14 protein-coding genes and 2 pseudogenes are annotated in these 22,468 nt (G+C 61.1%); 8 read left to right on the top strand and 8 right to left on the bottom strand.

Annotated features, from left to right (window positions below):
- Positions 1-17: 17 nt before the first annotated feature.
- The 5 genes and pseudogenes from ACODSR_RS18495 to ACODSR_RS18475 form a co-directional block, all read right to left on the bottom strand.
- Positions 18-2,033: a TonB-dependent siderophore receptor gene (locus tag ACODSR_RS18495; protein ID WP_489078076.1), complete on the bottom strand. Its 2,016-nt coding sequence runs from the start codon at positions 2,031-2,033 to the stop codon at positions 18-20.
- Between the two features lie 396 nt (positions 2,034-2,429).
- Positions 2,430-2,766 (bottom strand): annotated as a pseudogene (locus ACODSR_RS18490) (hypothetical protein).
- The gene (locus ACODSR_RS18485; RefSeq protein WP_489078075.1) at positions 2,676-4,010 is read right to left on the bottom strand and encodes a hypothetical protein; all 1,335 of its coding nucleotides are present in this window, start codon (positions 4,008-4,010) and stop codon (positions 2,676-2,678) included. Before ACODSR_RS18485 ends, ACODSR_RS18490 begins: the two are co-directional and overlap by 91 nt.
- Positions 4,011-4,345: 335 nt before the next feature.
- Positions 4,346-5,098 (bottom strand): energy transducer TonB, encoded by a 753-nt coding sequence (locus ACODSR_RS18480; protein WP_489078074.1) that lies wholly within the window; start codon positions 5,096-5,098, stop codon positions 4,346-4,348.
- 4 nt (positions 5,099-5,102) lie between these two features.
- On the bottom strand, positions 5,103-7,184 hold the full coding sequence (locus ACODSR_RS18475) for a TonB-dependent receptor domain-containing protein (RefSeq protein WP_489078073.1): 2,082 nt from the start codon (positions 7,182-7,184) through the stop codon (positions 5,103-5,105).
- 130 nt (positions 7,185-7,314) lie between these two features.
- Between ACODSR_RS18475 and ACODSR_RS18470 the strand changes: the two genes are divergently transcribed.
- Both ACODSR_RS18470 and ACODSR_RS18465 read left to right on the top strand, forming a co-directional pair.
- Entirely contained in the window at positions 7,315-8,103 is a 789-nt protein-coding gene (locus ACODSR_RS18470) for a DUF4198 domain-containing protein (RefSeq protein WP_489078072.1), read from the top strand.
- 31 nt (positions 8,104-8,134) lie between these two features.
- Positions 8,135-8,623 (top strand): EF-hand domain-containing protein, encoded by a 489-nt coding sequence (locus ACODSR_RS18465; protein WP_489078071.1) that lies wholly within the window; start codon positions 8,135-8,137, stop codon positions 8,621-8,623.
- 228 nt (positions 8,624-8,851) lie between these two features.
- Here ACODSR_RS18465 and ACODSR_RS18460 read toward each other — a convergent pair whose 3' ends face one another.
- Positions 8,852-10,954 carry an acylase gene (locus ACODSR_RS18460; protein ID WP_489078070.1) on the bottom strand — a complete coding sequence of 701 codons (2,103 nt, stop codon included), beginning with the start codon at positions 10,952-10,954 and terminating at the stop codon, positions 8,852-8,854.
- 67 nt (positions 10,955-11,021) lie between these two features.
- On the bottom strand, positions 11,022-13,739 hold the full coding sequence (locus tag ACODSR_RS18455) for a TonB-dependent receptor domain-containing protein (RefSeq protein ID WP_489078069.1): 2,718 nt from the start codon (positions 13,737-13,739) through the stop codon (positions 11,022-11,024).
- A gap of 314 nt (positions 13,740-14,053) precedes the next feature.
- Between ACODSR_RS18455 and ACODSR_RS18450 the strand changes: the two genes are divergently transcribed.
- Genes ACODSR_RS18450 through ACODSR_RS18435 form a run of 4 tightly spaced genes read left to right on the top strand, consistent with a single transcriptional unit; the run spans position 14,054 to position 18,470 of the window.
- Positions 14,054-14,647 carry an RNA polymerase sigma factor gene (locus ACODSR_RS18450; RefSeq protein WP_489078068.1) on the top strand — a complete coding sequence of 198 codons (594 nt, stop codon included), beginning with the start codon at positions 14,054-14,056 and terminating at the stop codon, positions 14,645-14,647.
- Positions 14,607-15,608 (top strand): FecR family protein, encoded by a 1,002-nt coding sequence (locus tag ACODSR_RS18445; RefSeq protein WP_489078067.1) that lies wholly within the window; start codon positions 14,607-14,609, stop codon positions 15,606-15,608. The genes ACODSR_RS18450 and ACODSR_RS18445 overlap by 41 nt, the downstream gene beginning before the upstream one ends.
- Before the next feature lie 32 nt (positions 15,609-15,640).
- Complete coding sequence (locus ACODSR_RS18440) at positions 15,641-16,942, top strand: MFS transporter (RefSeq protein WP_489078066.1); 1,302 nt, start codon at positions 15,641-15,643, stop codon at positions 16,940-16,942.
- A 19-nt stretch (positions 16,943-16,961) separates the two neighbouring features.
- Positions 16,962-18,470: a CRTAC1 family protein gene (locus ACODSR_RS18435; protein WP_489078065.1), complete on the top strand. Its 1,509-nt coding sequence runs from the start codon at positions 16,962-16,964 to the stop codon at positions 18,468-18,470.
- A gap of 201 nt (positions 18,471-18,671) precedes the next feature.
- Here the strand turns inward: ACODSR_RS18435 and tnpC are convergent, their stop codons facing one another.
- Positions 18,672-20,180: an IS66 family transposase gene (tnpC, locus tag ACODSR_RS18430; protein ID WP_489078064.1), complete on the bottom strand. Its 1,509-nt coding sequence runs from the start codon at positions 20,178-20,180 to the stop codon at positions 18,672-18,674.
- A gap of 2 nt (positions 20,181-20,182) precedes the next feature.
- On the opposite strand from tnpC, the pseudogene ACODSR_RS18425 reads away from it, so the two are divergent.
- Together ACODSR_RS18425 and ACODSR_RS18420 are read left to right on the top strand one after the other, a co-directional pair.
- Positions 20,183-20,503, top strand: a pseudogene (locus tag ACODSR_RS18425) (transposase); the annotation flags it as partial.
- A 259-nt stretch (positions 20,504-20,762) separates the two neighbouring features.
- The gene (locus tag ACODSR_RS18420; RefSeq protein ID WP_489078063.1) at positions 20,763-22,457 is read left to right on the top strand and encodes a recombinase family protein; all 1,695 of its coding nucleotides are present in this window, start codon (positions 20,763-20,765) and stop codon (positions 22,455-22,457) included.
- Positions 22,458-22,468: the final 11 nt, after the last annotated feature.

Here is a 22,468-nt window from a genome sequence, read left to right as displayed (position 1 = left end):
GCGCGCCTGATCCATGGTCAGAACTGAAAGCGCAGTTCGGCCAGGAATGTCCGCGGCTCACCCGGAAAATGCCCGCTCTGCGCCGAAAAGCCCGATGCTGCGTACACCTTGTCGAAAATATTATCGACGCGCAGCATCAGTTCGGCAAAGCCAAGCCCCTTGGTGATCGACGCATCGAAGATCGTGTAGGGCTTAACGGTCTGCCCCGACAGGCTGATGCGCTTCGACACATGCTCACCGCCGACCGCAAAGGCGGCGTCGATCGCTGGCACCTGATAGCGGGTCCAAAAGCCGACCTTATGCTTGGGCGCATTGGCAAAGCGATTGCCAACGGCGTTGTTGATCGCCTGGCCCGCAATCGTGCCGGTGATCTTCGTGTCGTTATAGCCATAATTGACCAGCGCGACCCAATTGGCGGTAATGTCGGTCGACAGGTCGATCTCCAACCCCTTGCTCGTCACCTCGCCGATAGGGCGCAACTGGTCCTGGCCGTTGACGGGCGGCAGGCTGGTATCGGCCTGGAGGATATTCTTGCGGACGATGCGGTAGGCGGCCAGATTGGCCTGGAGCCTGCCGTCGAACAGGTCGGTCTTGATGCCGCCTTCGAACTGGTCGCCAGTGACAGGTGCGAAGGGACCGCCCACATCGCCATTTTGGCTGGCGGCCGTCTGCGGCTCGAAACTTTGCGACCAGCTCAGATAGATGGAGACATCCTTGCGCGGCTTGTAGATCGCGCCGGTGCGGAAAGTGATGTCGTCATCTTCATAAGAGCCGGCGTTGACCACGCGATCCTCGAACTTGTCGTAGCGCACACCACCGACCAGCATGAAGGCATCGCTCAGGCTGATCTGGTCCTGCAGATAAGCGCCCTGACGCTTTGTGCGCGTATCGGTGACGGTGAAGGGCAACTGAGCGGCCCGCGCCACGTCGCGCGCGCTGTTCGTATAGATGGGATTGCTGAGGCTGAGCGGCGTTACGCCCGCCCGCAGGATGCGCGAATTAAGCACGCTCGTTTCGTCATACCAGTCCGCGCCGGTCTGGAACTTATGCTCCATGCCGAGCAGATCGACCCGCGCCGTCAGATTGGCGGAAAAGGACAGGCCATCGACATCGCGGATCTGGTCGCGAAACTCGCGCGCGACCAGATCGTCGCTACCCGCGACCAGTCCGCGCGGCTCATGATATTGCTGAGTCTCGGTCGCCTTGAAGTAGCGCACCCCGGCATCGAACGTGACCCGGTCCCCGATCGCGGTCGCATAACGCGCCTGATAGGCCTGCGACTTCAAATGCAGAAAATCGGTAGGTTCGTTGGCATTCCAGCGAATATCGGTCAGGAAATTGCCGTCATCGTCGGTCAAAATGCCGCGCAGGCGGTTGGCCTGGAGATCATTGTCATAGACCGTAGCCTGAAGCGTCAGCTTGCCGCCCTCATTGGTCTTGATGGCCAGGCCGCCATCGCCGATCAGCGACACATTCTTGGTATTGCGGCGATAGGGGTTCATCGCCTCGTAAAAGCCGCCAAGGCGGTAAGTGACGACCCCGTCCTTATCGATCGGGCCGGTCGCTTCGGCCGATATGCCACGCCGGTCATAATTGCCCGCCGTTGCCACCAGACGCATGGCGCTGGCGTCGCCGGCCACCTTCGACACATAATTGATGATGCCCCCGGGCGATCCCGGTCCGAAGAAGAGACCAGCCGGTCCCTTCAACACTTCCACCCGTTCGATATTGAATAGCTGAGGCACGGAAAAGCCGATGAACGGATTGCCGCGCATCCCGTCGTAGAAGGACTGGTCCTGACGAAAGCCGCGGAAGGTGACGCCCGCATAGCTGAAGAAGCTGACGCCAGAAATATTGCGATAGATGTCGGTCGCGTCGCGCGCGCCCTGATCGGCAAAGAGATCCTTGTTGATCACCTGCAACGCCTGCGGAATATCGAGCGGATCTTCGGCGCTTTTGCCGACGGTCGTGGTTTCGGTGCGGTAGAGGCGCTGGGCGCGGCCCGTCACGATGATCTGATCACTATCGGCCATGGCTGCATCCGGTGGAGACGCAGGAACTTCCTGCGCGCAAACCATCGACGCGCAGAAGGAAGCTGACGCAAACAGCGCCGTGCGGAATATGGACAAGAAAACCCCCATATCAGTTTTGCTATTGATAGTGATTCGCGATAGAGAGTTTGAATGGTCAGGGCAAGCCGCCAAATTTCATTCGCGCTGTTCATAATAGGGAGAGACAGACACGGCGCTAAGCTCGCGGCCCGTTAAAGAGCGGACCTTCCGCACATGGGATCGTCCATTTGGAGGCTGAACGGCAAACAAGGGTCGACGGCGGGACGTCAGCTACGCGCCCTAGCCGGTTGCGGGAGATTTCCGATAGCCGACCGGCAGGTTCCGCATTGCGCATGCGGTGCCCAGTTCGTTCGCTGATCAGGCCCGGGCAGCCTCCGCCGTTTGCACGGCGATGAAGCGCGCTAGTGGAATCTCGCTCAGAGGTCGTTCCGAAGCCATCTCACGAGCGACAAGCGCCATTTCGATCCAGTCTGAAGTGGCCGTCACTGCGCTGTGCGAATGCACTCCAAGCGACGACGCTGGCCCAACAAGCCCGCTTCGGTTCCAGCACCGTCTCGATAATCGCGACGATCCGGTCTTCGATCTTGCGCTTGCCTTTGATCGCTACGGTGACGTCGTCGCCATTCTCAAACCAGGAATCGAGCTGAGGGTTAGTCGCCAGCCACCGGCCCGAGGCGCGCACTGCCCTCTCCACCGCCTTGGCATCGGTTGCCGCAGCGTCGGCGTCCGCGAGCAACGAGGCAACGAGGCAACGAGATCATCCACCGATACAAATTTGGACGCGACATCCAGGGGTCCGATAAGCGTGATAGCCTGAACAAGGCCAAACGGGGGTAGCGAGCTGGCCGGGCCGTCCGCCAAGGCGCTACTCAGGATCAAGGCCGTGTCCTCAACTGTCGCTTCATGGACCGACATCTCGGACGCAATATGGTCAAGCATGTCTTCGATCTCGTGCCTGCTTAGTGAGCCCGCGACCCAAGCGTCCCGCACACCATGGCCCTGCTTGATCAGAATCGATACCAGCGCGTTCTTTCTGCCCTGCTTGATCGATGCGAATATGCTTTGCGCTCCCGCCCCATCGCGCTCGAATATCAGAAGTTCCCTGACTTGAATTGCGGGACGCTTCTCCGGCACCGACCCGACAGCGGGCGTGGCTCTGATAATAGCGTCGATCGCGCGGCGCCGAACTTCCGACACCCAGTTGCGGATCAGCATGAGGTTTGTAACCGACGTTGCTGATACAAGCCCTCGTCTGGCGGTCTCTTCGATCATGGAGGCTAACGGCATAGCGATCGTAGGTTCTGCAAGAAGCCAACCGATAGCGGCCTCGCGCAGACTGAAATCGTCAGCGAGGACGAGTCCTTCCAACAGACCCAGTTGCAGCCCGGCAGGCATGGCTGCCGTCAATTCGGCGAACTGGCTGTGGATCAGGAACGGATCGCCCTCACAGGCTTTCACCAAGTCCTTCAACATCTCGTCAACATCGGGCGTCGGAAGATTCGGCTGGCCAGCTTCGGTCTGAATCATCGCGCGATCCATTGCGCTGCGCATATCCTCCCCCACCTCGATCCCAGCCCGTGAAAACGCTGAGACAAGGGCCATCGCTGCCGTCGGCACGAGCTTGCCAATACGCATCTGCTGAGCGATCGCGGCCCTGACATTATCCATGGCCATGGTCGCGTGGCCGTTGCCGGCTTCGCTTCGCTGACGTAGCTGCTCAAGAGTCTGGCCAAGCATGAACGAATATGCGTGATGCATCGTTGCGTCAGGCCGCTTCTTGCGCCCTTCGGCGCCGGTGAGGTCGACGATCAGCAGTAAGGCTTCGGGTTGAACCGCCAGCATATCTCCGACGCTGTGGGTCCCGATCGACAGTTCGCCCGAGCGGATATCGTCCCGAACCATGCGTGCAATCTGCTGGATGGCGGCAAGTGGCGGCACGATCGATGTTCCTTTCTCGCATGGCGATTGCGTGGCTGGTACAACTAGCGTCGGCGCGACGACAGCCCCATAGTGCCGCCGTGGGATCTATAGCACTCGATCCGCAAGTGGGTACCCCTTCTTCGGCGGAACGCCCGGAAGCGGCTAGCCAGATACCGGCCAGTCTGTACCAAGGACGCGAAAATTGGCCGCTGAATGATTGGCAAGGGTCGGTCTTGCCCGCCCACATTTGGTCAATCGTTGGAGGCTTGGGGCTGTTAAGGCAGCCCGCAAGCCCAAAGATGGAGTGAGTATGAATTCTACGCCGATCGTACAGGGCAAGATCGATGTCGTCGCTATGCTGGCAGGGTGAATATGATTGGCGCAGTGAACTCAATGCGCTCGCCCGGTAGTTCGGCGGGTGCGCGAGGATAGGGGGAGGCGCGACGCAGCATCGCCTCGGCTTCATCGTCCAGCACGGTATTGCCCGATCCCTGGACGATCGCACCCTCCAGCAACATGCCGGTGCGGTCGATGACGAAGCGAACCTGCACCCGCCCCTCCTTCCGTCGCATCCGGGCCCGGCGAGGATAGATTTTATGGGCGTAGAGCCAGGATCGGACCTTGGCGGCATAGCTGCGGCTGGTGCCGGGTGGCGCTTTTACGTCCAGGCCATCCGCGGCGCCGTGGCGGGGCAGAAGCGCGGCGGCGGCGGCCGTGGCTTGCAAAGCAGGCGACGATGGCGCTGCGGAGGGATTAGCTGCCGGTGCGGCCGCCGACATTGGCACGGAGAGGGAAAGACGCGATGGCACCGCCATGTCCGGGGGCGTGACAATGGTCACCGCGGGCGGTTGCAGTGCAGGCGGTTGGTTGGTCGTGGGGGGGCGAACGGCAGCAGGCGTGCTGGGCGTCGCTGTCTCCGAGTCTTCCTCGCCCTGCTCCACGCCTTTGAGTTGGGCGAGCGACAGTACCGTCAGCGCCGGAGATTCGCCCCGGCGGCTGACATGCCCCATGCCAAGGTTAAGCAACGCTGCGATCAACAGCCCGTTGACCAGCAACGACGCCGCCGCCGGCCCGCCGATACGGAAAGGATGCGCTGCCTGTGCCATGGCGTCAGAATGTGTTCGCGACGGTGAACTTGAAGCTCTGTCCTTCCGCGGCGAGCGAGGAAAGATGGCGGCGATAATGTTTGTCGAAGACGTTATCCATGGCGATGCGGAATTCGAATCCCCTGGCCGTGCCGTTCCGCGGCTTGAAGGCGAAGAACAAATTATGGACGGTGTAGCCCGGTGTCGGCAGGCCCGATCCGGCCGAGGCGAAGGCGCCGGTCGTCACCTTGTCCTGCCGCTCCGCAAACTCGCCAGTCCAGCCGCCTGACAGGCCGCTCGCCGCATCGGCATAGCCCAACGTCAGGCGATAGTCGTTGGCCGGAATGGTATTGAGATAATCCCCCGTCAGCCGGTTCTTGCCATCGATGAAGGACGCATTGCCGCGCGCGAAGAAGCCGCCCATGCCATATTCGGCCTCAACCTCCAGCCCCTTGAAGCGCGATCGGTTGATATTCTGGAAATAGGGCGTGCCCGCCGCGGCGGTGACATTGACGATCAGATCCTTGACGTCATTCTGGAACAGGGTGGTCTTGGCGCGGAAGTGATCGCCCTTGCCCAACATATCGTCGAAGGAGAAGGTGAAGCCGACTTCGACATTGTCGGATTTCTCAGGCCGCAGGTCAGGATTGTTGGGACGGGTGGCCGAACGGGTGAAGATTTCATCCACATTGGGCATCCGCACGGTGCGCGCGACCGATCCGAACAGGCCGAGCCAGGGCGTAAAATTATACAGCGCCGCCAGCTTGGGCGATACGCCGCTATCCTTGACCTTGTCGGTCAGCGTCGTGCCACCGACCACCGTGTCGCCGGGCGTCAGGTCGGTCCAATCGACGCGGACGCCGGGCATGATCGTCAGCTTGTCGGACCAGACGATCTCCAACTGGCCGAACAGGCCATAGCGGCTCATATCGCCTTCGGGATGGGTGCCCGCGCCCGGCGTCACCGTGCCGTTCAGCGCCACGCGCGGGTTGCGCCGTTCCTGCTTGCTCCATTGGCCGCCCAGGATCAGGAAGGTCGTCCAGTCGCCACCCATGGCGAACTCGCTGGTGTTCTGGACCTTGGCCTGCCAGCTCTCATAGGAGAAGTCGGAATAGGCGAGCGGGCCGAGGAAGGTCGTCTCGGTCTGATGCACCTTCGACAGCGAATAGGCGACCTGCGCCTCGACATTGAAGATCTTGCTGCCGTCGAAATCGTTCACATAGCCCAGCGCGGCGGTCTTGTCGTGAACGCGGCGGCGCATCAGCGCGGCACCGGTGGCGGCGGAAATCTGGTCATAGACCTGCGGCGCGTCGCTGATCCAGTCCTGATAGCTGGCCCAGATCGCGTGCTTCTTATTACCGCCGATCGCGACCCGGCCCTTGACCAGCCAGCTGTCGGACAAGGTGGCGGAGGCCGCGACGGTATCGCCATTGCCGCTCTTATAATCGTCGGTGCGCCGGTAGTTGTAGCTGCCCAGCAGCTCGACACCCTCGGTCGGCTGGACCGCGACGATGCCCGACAGGGTGTGCGCCTGCGCGTTGGTTTCGGTCGCGGCTTTCAGGCGGATCGCCAGCGGATCGCCCTCGCTCAGGAAGTCGGACGCATCCTTGGTCGTGAAATTGATCACGCCCGCTAGCGCACCCGCGCCATAGAGGGTCGAGGAGGCCGGGCCGCGCAGCACTTCGATCCGCTTGTAGAGTTCAGGCTCGGTGAACAGCGCGCCCATGCGATATTGTTCGTAGAATTTGGTGACGCCATCAACCGTCAGCAGGATGCGATTGTCGCTGTCGCCGATCGCCGTGCCCATGCCACGAATGTTGAAGCCCTGGCCAAGCTGGCCCACGCCGCCCTGGACGTTGACGCCCGGCATCCCCTCCAACAGGTCGCCGATGGTGGTTGCCTGGACCTGGTCGATATCGTCCTGGTCCAGCGTGCTGACCGCCTGCGGCGTGTCGATCGCGACCTTTTCGGTGCCGGCGGAGATGATCATGCGGTCGAGCGCCATGCGCGTCGTTTCCGGCACGTCGGCATCATCCTGCGCCCATGCCTGGGTTGGTGCAACGATCAGCGCGGTGCCCAACAGCAACGTCAGTTTGGTCTTCATCATATGTGCGCCCCAATTGTCGGTAAGTTGGATCGGGCCTGGACCGCCCCGAACCACGACGCACCTATCAGCTTAATATGATATTGCAAGTGAGTCGCATTAGGATTAGTGACCGATGCAGAAAGGGGACATCATGAAGACATCACCAAGCCATTCCATCGCCCTGCTGCTGACCCTCGTCGACGCTTCCGCTGCACAGGCGCATATGCCCTATGTGCTGCCGACCCTGTTCGATGTGGGTAAAGGCGACCATATCACCGTTCAGTCGGCCTTCGCCGAAGACGCCTTCCTACCCGAAGTCGCTATGCGGGACGCGCCTTTCCATCTGGTCGGCCCCGATGGAAAAGACCTGCCGGTTGGACCGGTCACCCATTTGCGCGACCTCAGCGTCTTTGAGGCAGCGATCTCTGCCGACGGCACCTATCGCGTGACAAGCGGCCAGCGTGCAGGGCGCAAAGGCAAGATGTTCAAGCAAGGCGACAAATGGGAGATGCGGGGCGAAGGCGGCCCGGGGCCCGACAATGTCGAGCAGGTCGAGGTGCAGAGCATGACCCTGGCCGACGCTTATGTGACGCGCGGCCAGCCGACCGAAACGGCGCTCAAGCCCCTGGGCAAGGCATTGGAAATCCAGGCGATCACCCATCCCAACGGCATCGTCGCGGGATCGGACGTTCGCTTCGCGCTGCTGTTCGACGGCCAGCCGCTCGCCAATGCCGACATTACGATGTTTCGCAGCGCAGGCCTTTATGACGGGCGCAAGGTGGCGGCGCAGGTGAAGACCGGCGCTGATGGTCGCTTCACCCTGAAGCCCGACGATGCGGGCACCTATCTGATCCTGGTGCGCCATCGCGGCGTCGCGCCAGCCGGGTCGGAAACCCCCTATCGCAGCTACACCTACACCCTGACCTTCGACGCGGCCTGAACGCTGCGTTCCTATATCCGATGGAGATTATATGAAATTCCAGCTTACCCTGACCGCAGCCCTGTTGACGCTCGCCGGCACCGCTATGGCCGCGCCGCATGAGGGATCGGCTTTCATCCACGACTATGACGCCGATCATGACGGCCAGGTCAGCCGCGCCGAATTCGACATCGGCCGCGTCGCCCGTTTCAAGGCGACCGACGCCAATGGTGACGGCTGGGTGTCGGAAAACGAATATGTGCAGGAATATAGCGCGCGGTTGGAACAGCAACTTGCCGCGTCCGACCGCAACGAAGAGAAGAAGACGGAAGAGCGGCAGCGCCAGATCCGGCAGACCCATGTCCGCTTCGGCGTGCTGGACAAGGACAAGGACGGCCAGATGGCCCAGACCGAATATGATCTGTCGGGCGCGCGCGCCTTTGCCGAGCAGGATAATGACAAGGACGGCATCGTGACCGCCACCGACGCCGCAGCGACTGCCGCGCGCCAGCTTGCCGCTAGGGAGAAGGCCGCCCAATAATCGCTGCTGGCAGCCGTGCCCGGCAAAGGGGTGCCCTCAACCGCGGTCGGCACCCCTTCGTCTTAAGAGAATCCATAGGCGCGACATCGAAATTCACCGCTTACGCCCTATCGTGGCTTAGCGGACTGTCCGTTTCCTGGAATGAGCAACAGGCGACTGAGCGTCTTGAATGGATCGAAATGATCGATTGCTGGGATGCGGCACTCGCACCCCGCAATCGTGCATTCTTCAAAAAGTCGTCTTCTCTTCCAGATGCCCTTCTACGTCCGCGCGGTCCATCCAGAGAGTCCGGAACTTCTTGTCGGCCAGCAGTTGCAGCTGGTCGCCGTTGTGCAGGGAGCCTGGCTGGCTGCTATTGCCGTAGCTCATCAGGCCAACGGCTTTCATCGGCGTACCAAATTCAACCATAGAAACCCATGTCTCGCCGTGGACGGGTGTGCGCTCACCATTCTTAATCGGCCCCCAGGTGATGGTGCGGAACACGCCAGTATTGCCGAATCCGCCATTGGCTGGCACGCTGACATCGCCGATATGGAAGCGGGAAACATCCCCGAACGGACGGTCGATTGCGCCAAATAACTGCCTCGTCTTCGCCACTGCCTGTTTCAGCATGGCTACGGCCGCGATCGGGTCTTTCAGGCCGCGCGGCGTTTCCAGCGGGTCGTCCAGCGTCCATTTGATGTTATAATTGGACTGGTCGGTGAAATTTTTGGGCGAGAAGAGGCCGGCCCAGGTTTCGAACAGCAGAGCGGCGCGGCTGTCGGGTTCGAACCGATGGTCCCAGCCGTTGAGCAATGTCGTGGCCGCCTGCACATCGGTATCGTTCGAACCTGCGGCCGCTGCCAACAGGTCGGGCAGTATCCGTTCCGCCATCAGCGACGTCGTGTTCAACTTGCGCGTCACGAAATCATCGAAGCTGATCTTGGGCGACTGCGTCATCAGCTTGACCGACATCTGCGCGCGCTGGCTCACCGGTCCGACGGGCGCGACATAGGCGGGGAAGCTATTGGGATCGAGTGCGCGCGGCCAGGTCGCGAGCCACGGCGGATCGTTAGCATTTTGCACGAAGCCGCTGGCCGGATCGAGCAGCTTGGGCATGTCGTCATAGCTGTGGACATCCTTCCACAGCGTCGCGGACGTGTCGCCCGGCACCGGCGCTGACCAATATTTCAGGTCGCCACTGGCATGTTTGGGCAGCAGGCCGTTGTCGAGATAGAGGATATGGCCTGCCCGATCGGCATAGATGATGTTGAACATCACCACCTGCATCTTGCGCAGCGCCTTTTCGAAGCTGGCCCAATCGCGGGCCTTGCCCATGGCGAGATATTGTTCGAGCACGCCTGGACGATCGAGACCCGCGACCTTGAGCGCGATCTGCGTCTTGCCGTCCGGCAATGTGAACACAGGGCCGTGGACCGTGCTTTTCTGTTCGAAAGTCACGGTTTTCAACGTGCCGTCGGCCTGCTTGACCTTGTAGCTTTTGGTCACGGATTTGAACGGCAGAACCTTGCCGTCGAAGCGATAGCCGTCGCCTTCTGTCGTCAACCTGTAGCTGGTGAAGCCCTGCATCGTGTTGACGGTGTTGGTAAAGCCCAGATCATTGTTGAAGGCAAAACGCAGCACCGGCAGGCCGACCTGGGTTGCGCCGTAGATGGCAAGGCCCGGCGCGCTGATCTGCGCCTCATAATAAGTGAGCTGGCTGGGTGCCCAGGGGAGGTGCGGGTTGGCCAGCAGCATCGCCTTGCCGCTCGCCGATCGTGACGGGGCTACCGCCCAGGCGTTGGACCCGCCCGCTTCGTTGATCGACGGGTCGGCCAGCACTTTGCGGTCCGACGCGATATAGCCAAAATTCATCAGCCGCTGCGCATGGGCGATGATGTCCACGCCCTTGAGCGGCAGGACGACCTTCACCTCCGGCGCGATCTTGTCAGGATGGGCGGCGGCATAGGCATTCACCCCGGCGGCGAAGGCTTCGAGATTCTTCTGCATCTGCGGGGTTTGCCGCTTGAACCACTGGATGGAACGGGCGGGCACATCATTGGCGACCAGCCATTTGTCCTGACTGTCATATTTCTCGCCCCAATATTCGGCGGCGCGGGCGCGGCTTTCGCCGTACATTTTCAGCAGCAGATTGCCGTGGCTTTGTGCCTGGGCATAACCAAAGCCGTAAAAGCCGCCTTCCTCGGTTTTGGCATAGATATGAGGTACGCCGAAGCTGTCCCACAAAATCTCGCCGCCGCCCCATGTGGTGGAAGGGGCAGCGACCGAAGCCGTCATCGCGGAGGAAGCGGCCAGTGCCGCCAGCCAGATTGTCAGGTGGCGCATCGCCATCATGTCTCTCCCGTCGTTGCAGAAAATGCGCCGCCCCCGGCGGGAGCGGCGCGTCCAAAGTGTCGGATCAGAAGGTCAGGCCGACACGGGCATAGTAAAAGCCGCCGGTGAAGCCGATCGGCGAGGTACCCGGATAGAGTCCCTGGCCGAGCGTGGCGCTGACGTCGGTGGGGCGATTTTCGTCAGGATAGACGTTGAACACATTGTTCGCACCGACCGCGACATTGACCAGCGGCGTGATCTGCCAGCTGGCCTCCAGGTCTGTGATCCACTTGGCCCCATAGGCGCGGTCGTTGGGATAGGTGATGACGCCGCCAGCGGTCACGCCATTCTGATAGGATTTGAAGTCGCCGAAGCGGGTCAGCCGCGACGACAGGGTGAAGTCGCCCATCGTGGCAAGATTGCTGATCGACAGCTTGGTGCGCGGCAGGTTGTTGGTCATATTGCTCTGGCGCGCGCGGTCGAACAGGACATAGTCTCCTCCAAGTGCAGCCAGTTCCGCCGGATTGTCGATGATGTTGGTGATCTTGGTCTTGTTATAGTTGAAGCCCAGATTCCATTGCATGTTCACCGTGTCGAGCAGGCTGTGCTTGTAGGACGCCACGACGTCGATGCCGCGGGTGCGGGTGTCGATGGCGTTGGTATAATATTGCGCCGACAGGGTTTGCGCTTCGGCCGCCGGGACGCCAGCCGCGATCAGGATGTTGGAAATCGCCGTGCCGGTCAGCGTGCTGGTGATGGTGATGCGGTCATCGACGTTGATCTGATAGGCGTCGATCGTCAGGTTAAAATTGGGCAAGGGCGTCAGCACGATACCGCCCGAAATGTTGAAGGACTTTTCCGGTTGCAGCGGCTTGGCCCCCAGAGCGATCGCCGCGGGATCATCGACCGCAAGCGTCTTGATCTGCACCAGAACGTTGTTCACGCCATTGACAGTACGGAACTGATTGGTCGTCTGCGTATAGATTTGCTGCGCTACCGCTGGCGCGCGGAAGCCGGTGTTGGCCGCAGCCCGCAGCGCGATCCATGGTGCGATGGCATAGCGACCATTGACCTTCCAGATCAGCGTATTGCCGCTGCCATCATCATAATGTTCAAAGCGCGCGGCTCCGCCGATGGTGATGTCCTTGCTGGGATCCCACGCAACGTCGGCATAGACGGAATAGTTGTCGCGCGACATATAGGAAGCGTCGCCCGGCTGGAAACCGGCGGAGCTTTGCGCGCCTGGCGTCATGCCCCGAATGATGGCAGGACCGACGGCATAGCTGGCCGGATCGCCCGCAAAGGTCTGGTAGCGTTCGTGACGTTGCTGCGCGCCTGCCGACACCTGAAGATTGCCGCCGCCCACATCATAGCCGCGCGTCAGGTCCAGCGAGGTGACGAATTCCGACGATTTGAGCGTGCCGATATAGAATTCGGTCGGGCTGAGGATGCCCAGCGACGGATTGAGCGTACCCTCCGACGACTGGCGGGCGCGGTTGCGGCCATAGCCGGTGGAAAAATCCCAGTCCCAGCCGGACAATTCGCCCTTGGCACCGACGGTGAATTCAAAATCTTCCTCGTCGATCATGATATGGGGGCGATAGCCGTTGGGATAGACGGCCATGACATTGTTGATGTCCTTGGGATAGCGATAGCTGTACCACAAGTCCGACCGCCGCTGGCTGTAAGTGCCAAAGGCGTAGAGCTGGACGCCGCCCAGATCATAGCCCGCATTGAGCGCGGTATTGATGCTGCGCGATGGCATGACGCCGAAGCTTTTGGTTACGATCCGTTCGGTGCCCACAGCCGCCGCATCGCGTGGATCAAGCTGACCGTCGACCAGAGGATAGAGGCAGGTCGTGGTCACCGCGACCGAACAGTCGGCCAGCGGCAGCGCCCGGTTCGACATTTGCTGTTTCTTGAGGTTGAGCGACAGGTTGGCAAAGCCGTCCTCGCCCAGCTTCATGCCGAAGTTCAGGTCGGCCTGATAGAGTTCGCCATCGGACCGGTCGAAATTCTGGCCCGCGGTGAAATTGGCGACGCCGCCCTTTGCGTCATCCTTGAGGATGATGTTGATGACGCCCGCAATGGCATCCGACCCATATTGCGCCGCCGCGCCATCGCGCAGCACTTCGATATGATCGACCGCAGAGGTCGGGATCATGTCAAGATCAGCCGGGACCGAGCCATTATAGAGCGCCGACACGGCATTGATCAGCGACGTCTTGTGTCGGCGCTTGCCGTTGACCAGGATCAGCGCCTGATCGGGATTGAGGCCGCGCAGGCCGCCGGTCGCGATGACGGTGGAGGTGGCTCCCCCCGCGCGCACCGGCAGGTTGAAGGACGGCACCAGCGTGTTGAGTGCCTGAAACACACCGGCCTTTCCGGTACGGGTCAGATCGGCACCCGAAATGACGTCGATCGGCGTCGGGCTGTCGGTGACCGTGCGCGCCTGGCCGCGCGATCCGGTCACGACGATGGCGGCGCCGGTCGGTTCTTCATTTGCGGCGCTGCTGCCCTGCGGCAAGGCGCTGGCCTGCATCGCGAACGGCAGCGCGGTCACGCCAAGGCTGGCGACTTCGACCGGGCGTCCTTTCGCCGCTGGCGTGCTGAGCGACAAGGCGATGACATTGTTGTTCGACAGGGTGATTTTGAGGCCCGATCCGGCGATCAGCCGTTGCAGGGCGACATCGGGCACCATCTTGCCATTGACCGACTGGGCGTGGAGACCGGCCACCTGGTCATAAGGAAAAAGAAGCTGAAGGCCCGATTGCTTGGCAAACAGCGTCAGCGCCGTCTGCATCGACTGAGCCGGGATCTTGAACTTGGCTGGCTCTGCGGCAGCCGCGGACTGGACACCAAGCGCAACCAACGTTGCAACGGCGCATAAAGAAACGTTCCGAAAATTACGCGACATCATATCCCCCATGAAATGATTGGCCCGTCAAATTATTTGGCCGTCGGTGGTGGATACGGACGCCGATCGCGTTTCTGCTAATGAGGCCAAAAAATATCTCATCTTTGTATCGAGGCCTATGCCGGACGTACCGGCCCGTCCCGATACAGCGACATTATGGGATCGCCGGAGAGGGGGGTGATGAGCATAAGGGGAAGCGCGTGGACGTGGAGTCGATCAGGGCGAGGCTGGATTGGTTCAAGCAGGCCGTTCTGCCCTATGAAGGTGCGCTGCGATCCAGATTGCGCCGCGTCGTGTCCTACAGGCAGGACGTCGACGATATCGTGGCCGAGTGCATGGCGCGGGCCTATGCCAATGGCGACATCCATCGTACCCATAGCGGCAAGGCATTCCTCTTCCAGATTGCCCGGAACCTGCTCATCGACGAAGCGCGGCGCGAAAAAATCGTGTCGCTCGAACTGGTGGCCGAACTGGATGCGTTTCAGACTGACAATTCGACCGAGGAGGCCTTACATGCGCGCGATGAACTGCGGCATCTCCAGGCCATTCTCGACACGCTACCCACGCAATGCAGGCGCGCCTTCATCCTGCGCCGCGTTCACGAGAAATCGGTCAGGGAGATAGCAGAGGAGATGGGTCTGTCCGTCTTTACTGTGGACAAGCATTTGACGCGCGCGGCTGTGAAGATAATGCAGGCCATCGGGCAGTTTGAGGGTTCGGGATTTGGTTGGTCGCTACAGAAGCGCGCAGGACATGCAGGCGATCGAGGCCGAAGCGGCGCGTCTGTATCTTAAGGCGCGTGCGAGCGAGTCAACGGACGACTGGAATATCGCCTATGCCTGGGTCGCGCAGGATTCCGCGCACGGCTTTGCCTTTGCCAAGGCGGAGGCGGGATGGGAACTGAGCAAGCGGCTGAGCGAGTTGCCGGCCGGAACGCGCGACAATGACCTGTACGGCGACGAACCGGATATTGAAGATGCGCTGCCGGACCAACCTGTTGCACAGGAAAATCGGCCGTTCATCAGCCGACGTGGCCTGTTGATCGGCCTGGCAACGGCCGCGGCGGCGGTCGGTGCCGCCTCCACGGTCGCGCTGCGCCTGCTGGGCACGGTCGATCGCTATCGCACTGCCCTGGGGGAAGCCCGCACGGTGCGACTGGCCGATGGTTCGCTCATCCACCTCAATACCAATAGTTCGGTCGAGGTCGCGTTGCGCGACGATATCCGGTCCATCACCCTGTTGAAGGGGGAGGCGCAGTTCGATGTCGCCCATGATGCCAAACGGCCCTTCATCGTGAACGCCGATGGCACTCTGGTGCGCGCGATCGGCACGATGTTCAACGTGCGTCTGCGCGCCGATGTCACCGAATTGACGGTGATCGAGGGGATAGTGGCGGTCCGCAACGGCGATTCCGCCGTTCGCCGGATCGAGAGCGGGCGAAGCGCGGCGGTGCGCAGCGGCAGCATCGCTGTCACCCATCTGGAGCCAGCCAAGATCAAGCAGCGTATCGCCTGGCAGGACGGCATGGTCGAATTTGACGGTGACACGCTGGCCCAGGCTGTGGAGGAATTTAATCGCTATCGCGCCACGCCGCTGGTGATTGGTGATCCCGCCATCGCCAGCCTGCGGGTGGGCGGTGCCTTCCGTCTCGACCGGTCGCAGGATTTCGTCGATGCGCTGGAAAGCGGCTTTGGCGTTCGTGCCGTTCCGGGCAGCGACAAATCAATAATATTGGTTTCCGCCGAAGGCAGTTAGCAGAACCGCGTGGGCCGTCCGTATCAACGGGGATGGAACATGTTTCGTCTCTCTCCCCGTCCAGCCTATCACGCCAGGATCGTATGCGATCCATCCTGGGCGGGTCGATCGGCAATCTGATCGAATGGTATGACTGGTATGTCTATTCCGCCTTCACCCTGTATTTTGCGCCGGTATTTTTCCCGTCCGACGACAGTACCGCGCAACTGCTGAACGCAGCGGCGATCTTTGCGGTCGGCTTTCTGATGCGGCCGATCGGTGCCTGGGTGATGGGCATCTATGCCGATCGCAAGGGCCGCAAGGCGGGCCTGACCCTGTCTGTGATGCTGATGGCGGGCGGGTCGTTGATGATCGCGGCGATCCCCGGCTATGCCACGATCGGCGTCGGCGCACCCGCGCTGCTGCTGCTGGCGCGTCTGATGCAGGGGCTGTCGATCGGCGGCGAATATGGTGCCAGCGCGACCTATCTGTCGGAAATGGCGCAGCGCGACCAGCGCGGCTTCTTTTCCAGCTTTCAATATGTGACGCTGATCGCTGGCCAGTTGCTGGCGCTGTGCGTACTGCTTTTGCTGCAATTGTTCCTGACCGAACATCAGCTGGAAAGCTGGGGCTGGCGCGTGCCGTTCGTCATTGGCGGGTTGATGGCGGTAGGCGTATATCGTCTGCGCCGCGGGCTGAAGGAAACCGAATCCTTCGAGCAGAGCGCGGCGGTCAAGGAGCTGCCGAAATCCAGCGGATTGAACCTGATCCGCCAGCACCCCCGCGAAGTGCTGCTCGTCATGGCTTTGACCGCCGGGGGCACGCTCGCTTTCTATGCCTATAGCACCTATATGCAGAAATTCCTGGTCAACAGCGCAGGCTTTGGCCGCCAGACCGCAACTGCCATCATGGCTTCGGCGCTGTTTGTCTACATGCTGCTGCAACCGCTTGCGGGATGGCTGTCCGACCGGATCGGCCGCAAGCCCTTGCTGATCGGCTTTGGCGTCAGCGGCGTCCTGTTTACCACCGCGATCTTCACCGCGCTGGAAAGCGTGACATCCTCCTTCGGTGCCTTCCTGCTGGTGCTGGCCGGCCTTGTGATCGTCACCGGCTATACCTCGATCAACGCCATCGTGAAGGCGGAGCTGTTCCCGGCCAATATCCGGGCATTGGGGGTCGCGCTTCCCTATGCACTCGCCAACACGCTGTTTGGCGGGACCGCCGAATATGCCGCGCTCTGGATGAAGCAGACCGGGATGGAGAGCGGCTTCTACTGGTACGTCACCGCCATGATCGCGGTGTCGCTGATCGTCTATCTGCGCATGCCCGACACACGCAAAACCAGCCAAATCTGACCTATAGGGAAACAAGCCGATGCCATCGTTGAACCGGACGCTTTGCCATATCCTGCCGCTGATGCTGCTGTGCCAGCCCGCGATCGCACAGGACGCCCCACCGCCCGCCGATCCGGCCTTCACATCCGTTCAGCCAGAAGATTTCGCGATTGCCGGATCTTTGTCCAACAGTTGGGCCGATTTTGACAATGACGGCGATCTCGACCTTGCCGTGTCGTTGAAGGGCGGCAATATTCGCCTCTATCGCAACGATAATGGCAGGTTCGTCAATGTCGGGCCGCAACTTGGGCTGCCGACGTCTGGCCCGGAAATGCGCGGCGTCGCCTGGGGCGATTATGACGGCGACGGCTGGGTCGATCTGCTGGGCGGGGCGACGATGCCGGGCGAACTGAGCCTGGTTTTCCACAATGAAGGCGGCAGGACATTCACCAATGTCGCCCCCGAACTGGGCCTGACCATTCCCGGTCGTTCGGCGCGCCAGACGAGTTGGGTCGATTTTGACAATGACGGCGATCTGGATGTCTATGCGGCCGATCGCATCGGCCCTAACAGCCTGTATCGCAACGACGGCGGCAAATTCGTGCAGGTTTCTGTGGGGACGGGTGTGTCGGATCCCCGCCCCACGGTCGGGGCGTGCTGGTTCGACTATAATCGCGACGGCTTTCTGGACGTTTTCCTGGCCAACCAGTCTGGCATGACGGATGCGTTGTGGCGCAACAATGGTGATGGCAGCTTCACCGATGTCGCCCCCGCCCTTGGCCTGGACAGCGCAGGCCGGACCAAGGAGGAGGGCGGGGTTGGCTGCGCCGTGGGCGACTATGACAATGACGGCTTTCTGGACCTGTTCGTGCCCAGCTATGGCGTCAACGCGCTCTATCATAATGAAGGCGATGCCAGCTTTACCAATGTTGCCAAAGAGATGGGCGTGGGGATTGATAACCACGCGGTCGGCGCGGTGTGGGGCGATTATGACAATGACGGCTATCTCGACCTCTATGTCACCTCCTATTACGGTCCGCGCGACCAGCAGAAGCCCAAGAACAGCCTGCTCCATAATGAAGGCGGCAAGGGTTTTCGCCAGGTCCTGACCGAAGCATCGAAGCTCAATGTCGGCGACCATGGCGTGCAGTGGGTGGATTATGATCGCGACGGTGCGCTCGACCTGTCGATCATGCGCGGCTACACCAGCCAGGGCGGGCATTTCCTGTTCCACAATGATCTGGACCGCGCGGCGGCCAAGCGCAGCCTGTCGGTTACGCTGCTCGACGCGAAGGGGCGTTTCACCAAAATGGGCGCAGAAGTGCGGCTCTATGACAAGGCTGGCAAGATATTGGCGACGCGGCAGCTTTCGACTGGCGATGGGTATAATTCGGAAAATGCCGCACCGATGCATTTCGGGCTGAAGTCTATGGATGCGGTCAAAGTCGAAGTCTCCTGGATGAGCGCGAATGGGAGAAAGATCCAAGGCTTGGCCAATGTGAAGCCGTACCGCTATTTGGGGCACTCGCTTTTGATCAAGGAGCAGTGACTCCTGTTGGTTATGAAGGGCGATGTCTAATCTAGCATCGCCCCTCCTCCCCCAAAAGGACAAGCACGGCCAAGCAGATGTCCCGGATTCCGTGATATCAAAGTCGTTTTTGAGCGACCGATTTGGGTCGACTGCGACCGGAAGCGAACGCGGAGTCGTGGGACTTTTCGTAAGCGCTAAAACACCCCCACTCGGCGGTATTCAGGCGGCCTGATCGATAATGGCGCTGGCGGCGGCGCGACTATCTACCCAGTTGTAGGGGAGCAGATCATCGATCGGATCTGCATCGCCGCGCAGGATGATGCGGGCGAGGACATCGGTGAGATAGGCCTGGGGGTTGATGCCGCCCAGCTTGCAGGTTTCGATGAGGCTGGCGAAGGTCGCCCAGTTTTCGGCCCCCAGGTCATGACCTGTGAACAGGGCATTTTTACGCTGGAGGGTAAGCGGCCTGATTGATCGCTCGACGGTGTTGTTGTCCAGCTCGATCCGCCCATCCTTAAGGAAGCGGACGAGGCCTTTCCAGTGGTTGAGGGTGTAGCCGATGGCCTCGGCCGTATTGGAGCTTCGGGGCAGCTTGGGCAGCATCTCCTCGAGCGAGGGGCGCATGTCCGCGATAATCGAAGCGGATTCAACCTGGCGGATCGCCAACCTGTGTTCGGGGCTGGAACCTCGGATACGCGCCTCGATCTTGTAGAGGCTGGCGATCCGCCGCAGCGCCTCATCGGCGACCGGAGCGTTGCCACCCTTGGCATCGTCAAAGAAGCCACGCCTGACATGAGCCCAGCAGAAGGCGAGCGTTCCCGAGCCGCCTTTACGGTCCGGCGCTTCGATATGCTTATAGGCACCATAGCCGTCGCATTGGACGATGCCGGTGAAGTCGCCAAGCAACCTTTCCGCCCAGACTTTCCCGCGACCCGGCATGTAGGTGTAGACGACCGCCGGTGGATCGGTGCCGCCATGCGCGCCATCATCACGAGCGATCGCCCAGAGATATCCCGTCTTCACCTTGCCGGTGCCGGGCGCCAGGACCTTGGCGGTGGTCTCATCGACGAACAACCTGGCGCTCGTCAGGAGGTCAGCTTTCATCCGGCCGGTCAGGCGCCCGAGCCAGCCCGCGGCTCGACCCGCCCAGTTGCACATGGTTCCCCGGTCGACCTCGATACCTTGACGCACAAGCGCCTGCGCCTGGCGATAGAAGGGCATGTGATCGGCATATTTCTTGACGAGGACGTCGGCGATCAGCGCCTCGGTGGGCAGGCCGCCTGGCACCACATGCTTAGGCGCGGGCGCCTGGAACACCCCCTCGCTGCATGCGCGGCACGCCATTCGCGGTCGGGACGTGACGATCACGCGATACTGGACCGGGATCACATCAAGCCGGCTCGATATGTCGCTGTCTATGTAGTGTAGCGTGCCTCCGCAGCAGGGGCATTCCTTCTCGTCTGGAAGGATCACTTCCTCAACGCGGGTCAGATGCGCCGGCAGCGACCCCCGCGCTGTCCCGCTTTCCCTTCGTGCCCGTTCCTTCTTGTGGCCTGCTGCCTGCTCACCAAGCGCCTCCAGTTCAGCACGGGCGACGTCGAGATCATCGAAGGCAAGCGCCAGCTGATCTTCGCTCAGCTTCTCTGACCGTTTCCCGAATGTCGTGCGAGTGATCTGGTCGATGATATGCTGCATCCGAGCTTCACGCTCGAGGCCGGCCATGACCATCGCCTTGGGGTCAGCGCTATCCCGCCATCGGCCAGAGCTGGCGGCGCGCCTGGGGCGAGGTGATCCCGTTTTTTGCGTTCCCCGACGAGGTCCGCCGGATCATCTACACCACGAACGCGATCGAAGCTTTGAACTCGAAGCTCAGGCGGGCTGTCAGGGCCAGGGGACACTTCCCAAGCGACGAGGCCGCCACCAAGCTGCTCTATCTGATCTTGAATCGGTCGGAGAAAGAGTGGAAGATGCCATCACGTGAGTGGACCATGGCGAAGGCGCAATTTGCCGTGATCTTCGGCGAACGTTTCATCAGAGCCATGGCGGCCTGATGATCAACCGCCCGCCCGCACACGGAAATCCTGACAGTCCCCGAACGGCACACGCGAAATGAATATGTTCCGACGATTTACCTAGAGCCGACGGCACGCCGCGAGGATTGATCGATCACGATCCTAAGGCCCCCCCGCTCAAGCGGGTGGGATCGCTCGGACAGCATAAAAGCGCACTCTAATTTTGATTTCGTCGTCAGATTGGCAAGAATGATCAAATCTGTAGACTGACCCCAAAGCTCATCTCTGGAGACTCCAAATGCCCCGCGTAGCGCTTTATGCCCGCTATTCCGACGATAAGCAGAGCCCTGCATCGATCGACGATCAGTTTTTGATATGCCGTGAACAGGCAGCGCGCGAAGGCTGGCGGATTGTCGCCAATTACAAAGATGCCGCGATATCGGGCGCGAGCGTCATTCTCCGTCCGGGCATCCAGTCACTTTTGCACGATGCGCAGATGGGGCGCTTCGACATTCTGCTGGCCGAGGCGCTGGATCGGGTGTCGCGCGACCAGGCCGACGTCGCCACGCTCTACAAGAATCTCCAGTTCGCCGGCGTGAAGATCGTCACCCTGGCAGAGGGTGAAGTTTCCGAATTGCATGTCGGCCTCAAGGGCACGATGAACGCGCTGTTCCTCAAGGATCTTGCGAAGAAGACCCATCGCGGTCTGCGCGGCCGCGTCGAGAAGGGCAAATCCGGGGGCGGGCTTTGCTTTGGCTACGACGTCGTGCGGCGCTTCTCCAGCGAAGGCGAACCGGTCCACGGTGAGCGGAGCATCAACGCTGCGGAGGCGGAGGTCATTCGCCAGGTTTTTCGACAGTTCGCCAACGGGCTCAGCCCGCATGTAATTGCCTGCCGGCTCAACGATGCGGGCATTCCAGCCCCGACGGGCAAGCTGTGGACATCGACCACGATCCGCGGCCACGCCAAGCGCGGCACGGGCCTCCTCAACAACGAGCTTTATATCGGCAAACTTGTCTGGAACCGGCTGCGCTATCTGAAGAACCCGCAAACCGGCAAGCGTGTCTCCCGCATCAATCCCAAATCCGAATGGATTGTGACCGAGGTTCCTGACCTGCGGATCGTGGATGAAGATCTCTGGCAGGCTGTGAAGGCGAGGCAGGAGAATATCGCGATCCAATATGCCGACAACATCGAGGCAACTCGCTCCGCCCAGTCAGCTCTTAATCGGACGCATCGCCCGAAAAGTCTCCTTTCCGGCCTGGTCTACTGCGGCTGCTGCGGCGGTCCTTATTCCCTTCGCGGGCAGGGGCGGTTTGCCTGTTCGAACCATGTTGATACGAAAAGCTGCTCGAACGGGCATAGCATCACGCGCGACAAGCTGGAAGCGCGCGTCCTTGATGGCCTGCGCGATCGCATGATGACCCCCGATATCGCAGCAGAGGCCATTCGGACCTTTGTCGAGGAGAGCAACCGCATCAACCATCAGCGCCGTGCGTCAGAAAGTGCTGATCGAACCGACCTGCAGAAAGTCCTCAAAGCGATCAAGGGGGTCGTCAAGCTGGTGGAAGAAGGCAAAGGCACACGCACGCTTGTCGATCATCTGCTGGAGTTGGAAGCGCAGGAGGATGCGATCCGCGCCCGGCTCGCTGCGGCCCCGGCTGACGTGCCGGACATCCATCCCAACATCTCCGAGATTTATCGGCGCAAAGTCGAGCGATTGACGCACGCACTATCGCAGCCGGAAGAGCGCCAGGAAGCCGCCGATGCGTTGCGGGCGCTGATCGAGCGGATCGAGCTTACGCCCGGCGCGAAGCGCGGTGAGGTCAACGCGATGCTCTACGGCGAGTTTGGCAGGATCCTGGAGTGGATCGAACAGCGTCGACTGGCCGAGAATGCACAAAGCCCCGGCGCTTTTGCGTCGGGGCTTTGTGGAATGTCGGTTTCGGTGGTTGCGGGAGTAGGATTTGAACCTACGACCTTCAGGTTATGAGCCTGACGAGC

The organism is Sphingobium sp. FG125 (assembly GCF_057809795.1).
This window is presented reverse-complemented; position numbering and strand designations above follow the sequence as displayed.

Coding starts and splice junctions, on each gene's coding strand:
- ACODSR_RS18445 (WP_489078067.1), top strand. CDS start 14,607: ATGCAGGCGATCGAGGCCGAAGCGGCGCGTCTGTATCTTAAGGCGCGT.
- ACODSR_RS18440 (WP_489078066.1), top strand. CDS start 15,641: ATGGAACATGTTTCGTCTCTCTCCCCGTCCAGCCTATCACGCCAGGAT.
- ACODSR_RS18420 (WP_489078063.1), top strand. CDS start 20,763: ATGCCCCGCGTAGCGCTTTATGCCCGCTATTCCGACGATAAGCAGAGC.
- ACODSR_RS18460 (WP_489078070.1), bottom strand. CDS start 10,954: ATGGCGATGCGCCACCTGACAATCTGGCTGGCGGCACTGGCCGCTTCC.
- tnpC (WP_489078064.1), bottom strand. CDS start 20,180: ATGGTCATGGCCGGCCTCGAGCGTGAAGCTCGGATGCAGCATATCATC.
- ACODSR_RS18480 (WP_489078074.1), bottom strand. CDS start 5,098: ATGGCACAGGCAGCGCATCCTTTCCGTATCGGCGGGCCGGCGGCGGCG.
- ACODSR_RS18455 (WP_489078069.1), bottom strand. CDS start 13,739: ATGCAGACGGCGCTGACGCTGTTTGCCAAGCAATCGGGCCTTCAGCTT.
- ACODSR_RS18495 (WP_489078076.1), bottom strand. CDS start 2,033: ATGGCCGATAGTGATCAGATCATCGTGACGGGCCGCGCCCAGCGCCTC.
- ACODSR_RS18470 (WP_489078072.1), top strand. CDS start 7,315: ATGAAGACATCACCAAGCCATTCCATCGCCCTGCTGCTGACCCTCGTC.
- ACODSR_RS18465 (WP_489078071.1), top strand. CDS start 8,135: ATGAAATTCCAGCTTACCCTGACCGCAGCCCTGTTGACGCTCGCCGGC.
- ACODSR_RS18475 (WP_489078073.1), bottom strand. CDS start 7,184: ATGATGAAGACCAAACTGACGTTGCTGTTGGGCACCGCGCTGATCGTT.
- ACODSR_RS18435 (WP_489078065.1), top strand. CDS start 16,962: ATGCCATCGTTGAACCGGACGCTTTGCCATATCCTGCCGCTGATGCTG.